This is a genomic window from Desulfovibrio sp. 1214_IL3152 (genome assembly GCF_036763055.1).
Taxonomy (GTDB): domain Bacteria; phylum Desulfobacterota; class Desulfovibrionia; order Desulfovibrionales; family Desulfovibrionaceae; genus Desulfovibrio.
Genome location: NZ_JBAIYW010000596.1, coordinates 1 through 3,870, shown reverse-complemented (window position 1 = coordinate 3,870; position 3,870 = coordinate 1). Strand labels below are relative to the sequence as shown.

At 55.9% G+C, this 3,870-nt stretch carries 4 protein-coding genes; 3 read left to right on the top strand and 1 reads right to left on the bottom strand.

The features are described from left to right. Positions 1 to 317 precede the first annotated feature (317 nt). Complete coding sequence (locus V6C07_RS12585) at positions 318 to 2,132, top strand: KUP/HAK/KT family potassium transporter (protein ID WP_333536821.1); 1,815 nt, start codon at positions 318 to 320, stop codon at positions 2,130 to 2,132. Between the two features lie 459 nt (positions 2,133 to 2,591). Here V6C07_RS12585 and V6C07_RS12580 read toward each other — a convergent pair whose 3' ends face one another. Beyond that, complete coding sequence (locus tag V6C07_RS12580) at positions 2,592 to 2,927, bottom strand: hypothetical protein (RefSeq protein WP_333536820.1); 336 nt, start codon at positions 2,925 to 2,927, stop codon at positions 2,592 to 2,594. A 227-nt stretch (positions 2,928 to 3,154) separates the two neighbouring features. Between V6C07_RS12580 and V6C07_RS12575 the strand changes: the two genes are divergently transcribed. Beyond that, positions 3,155 to 3,469 carry a DUF883 family protein gene (locus V6C07_RS12575; RefSeq protein ID WP_333536818.1) on the top strand — a complete coding sequence of 105 codons (315 nt, stop codon included), beginning with the start codon at positions 3,155 to 3,157 and terminating at the stop codon, positions 3,467 to 3,469. Between the two features lie 8 nt (positions 3,470 to 3,477). Next, positions 3,478 to 3,762: a hypothetical protein gene (locus V6C07_RS12570; RefSeq protein ID WP_333536817.1), complete on the top strand. Its 285-nt coding sequence runs from the start codon at positions 3,478 to 3,480 to the stop codon at positions 3,760 to 3,762. Positions 3,763 to 3,870: the final 108 nt, after the last annotated feature.

Here is a 3,870-nt window from a genome sequence, read left to right as displayed (position 1 = left end):
AAGGCTTGCCCCTGCAAGCGTGCATCCGGCCCTGTGGCATTAGCGCGCAACCCCTGCAATGCTGCCCGCGGCTGCCCTGTGAGGCCGCTTTACGGGGCTGTCGGGTGGGGCATTGCCAGAGGGCTTTCTCTGCTATAGTGTCCGTTTTGCTCGAAACGGCTTCCGGATATTCTCTCGCCGCACCGCCGGTTTTGCCGCTTCTGCAAAGGCTTTTTCGTCACGCGGCCGCCCCGGTTTTTCAACGTATTTTCTTGCTCCCTGCCGTTTCGCAACCCTGTCGGAACGGGTCCGTCCGAAACGGTTTCCCTTGGAGACATATGGATTCGCAAAAAGTATCCCCTGCCAGTGTCATAAAATCCCTGGGCCTTGTTTTTGGCGACATCGGCACAAGTCCCATATACACCCTGGCAGTCATTTTTATGATGACGGAAAGAACCGAAGCCAACTTTATCGGCATTCTTTCACTGATCATATGGACGCTGCTGTTGCTTGTAACAGTTGAGTATGCCTGGTTGGCGATGAGCCTGAGCAAGGCCGGAGAGGGCGGAACCATTGTGCTTCTTTCCATCCTGCGGCCCATGCTGCAGTCCGGAAAGAAAATAGGCGTGGCCTCGGTGCTGGCGTTTATCGGAGTTTCACTGCTTGTGGGCGATGGCGTCATTACGCCGGCCATCACCATCCTTTCGGCAGTGGAAGGGCTGGTGCTGCTGCCCGGCCTTGAAGATGTTCCGCAAGGCGCGCTGGTGGCCCTGGCCCTGCTTGTGGCCGTATTTCTTTTTTCCATTCAGAAAAACGGCAGCAGCAGGCTCTCGGCCTTTTTTGGCCCGGTCATGGCCGTGTGGTTCGGGGTTCTGGCCTGTTCCGGCCTGGCGGCGCTCAGCCAGTTTCCAGCGGTGCTCAAGGCCGTTAATCCTTGGTACGGCATTGATTTCATGCTGCGTAACGGTCTGGCGGGCTTCTTTGTGCTCTCAGAGGTCATCCTGTGCGCCACCGGCGGCGAAGCCCTGTATGCCGACATGGGGCATATGGGGCGCAAGCCCATCCTGGCCGCCTGGGGCATGGTTTTTACCGCGCTTTTGCTGTGCTACATGGGGCAGACGGCCTTTCTCGTCCATAATCCCGGCGCGAACAACGTGCTGTTTGAGATGGTTCACAGTCAGGCGCGGTGGCTGTATGCCCCGTTCCTGATATTGAGCCTTCTGGCGACCATTATTGCGTCCCAATCCCTCATCAGCGGCATTTTTTCCATTATGTACCAGAGCATGGCTACGCATATCATGCCTCTTTTCAAGGTGGATTATACCTCAAAGGAAATGCACTCGCAGATTTACATAGGCTCCGTAAACTGGGCCTTGTTCATTGCCGTGGTGCTGGTCATCATCGGCTTCAAGGAGTCGCACAGGCTCGCCGCGGCCTACGGCCTGGCCGTTACCGGAACCATGACCATCACGGGCATTCTTATGGCCTGGATATTCCACCTGAAAAAGCGCCCCTGGCTGTGCGCTACGGCAGCGGCCATCTGCGTTCTGGATGTGATCTATCTGGTGGCGAACTTTTACAAGTTGCCGCACGGGGGCTACTGGTCGCTGGTCATTGCCATGATACCCTTGGGGATCATCCTCATTTATACGCAGGGGCAGAAGGCCGTGTATCAGCGCATGCAGCCCATGCCGCAAGACGTTTTTATGGAAAAATTTACAAAGCAGAGAAAGCAGGGGCATACCATCAAGGGGACGGCCATCTTCTTTCTGCGCAGCCTGGACAACATATCGCCGTATATTTGCAGAACCATGTTTGACAACGGCATCATTTACGAACGCAACGTCATGCTCAGCATTTCGCGTACGTATGAGCCGCAAGGTCTGGAATGCCATTTTGAGGATACGCCAGTGGCGGGAATACAGGTGTTTACCGTTACCGCCGGCTATATGGAGTATATAGATATTGACGGGCTGATGGAGCAGATGGGCCTCAAGCCGCGAGCCATATTTTACGGGGTTGAGGACATATTCACCCGCTCCATTGTGTGGAAGGTCTATGCGGTCATCAAAAAGCTTGCTCCGCCTTTTGTGCAGTTTTATAAGCTGCCGCTGCATTCAGTTCACGGGGTCGTCAGCCGGATTTCACTTTAGACAGTGTCGTCACGAGCGCCTTTCCCGGTATCTCTGTGTCGAACTTCGCCTTTTATTCCGGTCGAGTACCATAAGAGTACACTCCCTGCGTAAAAGGCTCGTTCTCCTTGATATACCAAGGAAATTCATCTCGTGACGACACTGTCTAGAGCAGTTTGGCTTTGAAACTGTTCTGCGAAGGCGTGAGCAGTCGCCCGCCGCAAAGATGCAAGCGCAGCTTCAGCCGTTACGACAAAGGAAGTTACGGATGCTTCAGGAGTTGTAACGCGGGAAATTACGCTTGCAGACACCATGTGTAACGAGCGGTTTGTTTCCACACAACCACTGTCGCCATTCATAAGGCTCGCAGGCTCGCCAACGGCTGCCACGAAGACAGCAGGGCTATTTACTTGCGCGGTTAAGCATCGAAGCGAGCGTGTCTTAAACTTTGAGAATGTACATTCTCAAAGCTAATCTGCTCTATGACGGGTTTTTCTGCTCCCGGCTTTGGGCAGGGGGTGTTTCCACGGGGACACTGGCCGCCGGTGCATTTTCCACAGGAGCCTTTTCCAGACCGGGCTGTTCGGCAGGCAGTTTCGCAGGCTGGCCGGGCGCGACTTCGGTTTGCGCCGGCGCAGGGGCGTCAGCAGTGTTTGCCGGGGTTGCGGCTGTGGGCGCGGTTTGGGTCTGCGCTGCCGGAGTGCGGTTTTGTTCGTCCTGGGTGCGTTGTCCGAGCATCATCTGCCCCAGCAGGGTAATGATGAAAACAATTGCGGACATGACAATGATAACGGCCATCTTTCTTTTGTCTTGCATGAAAACCTCGCCTCGATTTTTTGCCTGCTCACGCTGATTGTTGTCCGAAAAGTCGGCTGTGTAAAGCGGTCCGGCCGGAAAAATACGCGCGGTTCGCACAGCCGCCAGGGCTTGGGGCGCGGCTGCTGTTGCGCGTATATCGTGATTGGGATATGTTGCGAGTGTGGTCCGATATATGAAAATGCCCCGGCCTCTGTGCAGGCCGGAGGTTTGAAAAGGAGAGACATATGAACGTGAAAAACGAAGAAAATATGGATACCCTGAGAGAAGAAGTGCAGGCCCTGCGCAAGCAGATCGAAACCCTTGCCAAGACCGCCGAAAAAAACGCTTCCTACCACGCGGCTTCTGTAAGTTCGCGGCTGGAAGATGAAGTTGAGAAGTATCAGAAGCTTGCGGCCGAAAAACTGCAAAAAGTCATGGCCGCCGGTGGAGACGGCGTTGAGAATGTCAGCGAACGCATCCGTCAGAACCCCCTGGGCAGCCTGCTGCTGGCCTTTGGCGCGGGGTATGCGCTTTCTCTTCTCTTCCGGCACGGCAAGTAGTATCGGGCGTGAACGGCCTTACCGAGATAGTAATCCGTTTCTTTGACCTGTTGGAGGCTGAGGGTCGGCAGCTGCGGCATCACGCGCTGCTTACGGTGCGCATGGCTGTGCTGCTGGCCCTCGGTCTGCTGTTCGGGGCTGCGGCTGTGGCCTTTCTGGTCGCGGCCCTGTATCAGGCGCTGATCGTCATCCTGCATCCGGCGTGGGTTATGGGCATTCTGGCCCTGGCCTGTGCGGGCGTTGCCGGAGGTTTGTTATGGCTGTCTCTTCCACGCAAGAAAACGCCACAGTAGACGAGGCCAAGCGTCGCCTGCGGGAAGCTGCCGCCGGCTTTGACCCGTATGCTCTGGTGCGCAAACGCCCCCTCACCTGTACCGGAGGCGCTTTTTTGCTCGGCCTCA

Coding starts and splice junctions, on each gene's coding strand:
- V6C07_RS12585 (WP_333536821.1), top strand. CDS start 318: ATGGATTCGCAAAAAGTATCCCCTGCCAGTGTCATAAAATCCCTGGGC.
- V6C07_RS12580 (WP_333536820.1), bottom strand. CDS start 2,927: ATGCAAGACAAAAGAAAGATGGCCGTTATCATTGTCATGTCCGCAATT.
- V6C07_RS12575 (WP_333536818.1), top strand. CDS start 3,155: ATGAACGTGAAAAACGAAGAAAATATGGATACCCTGAGAGAAGAAGTG.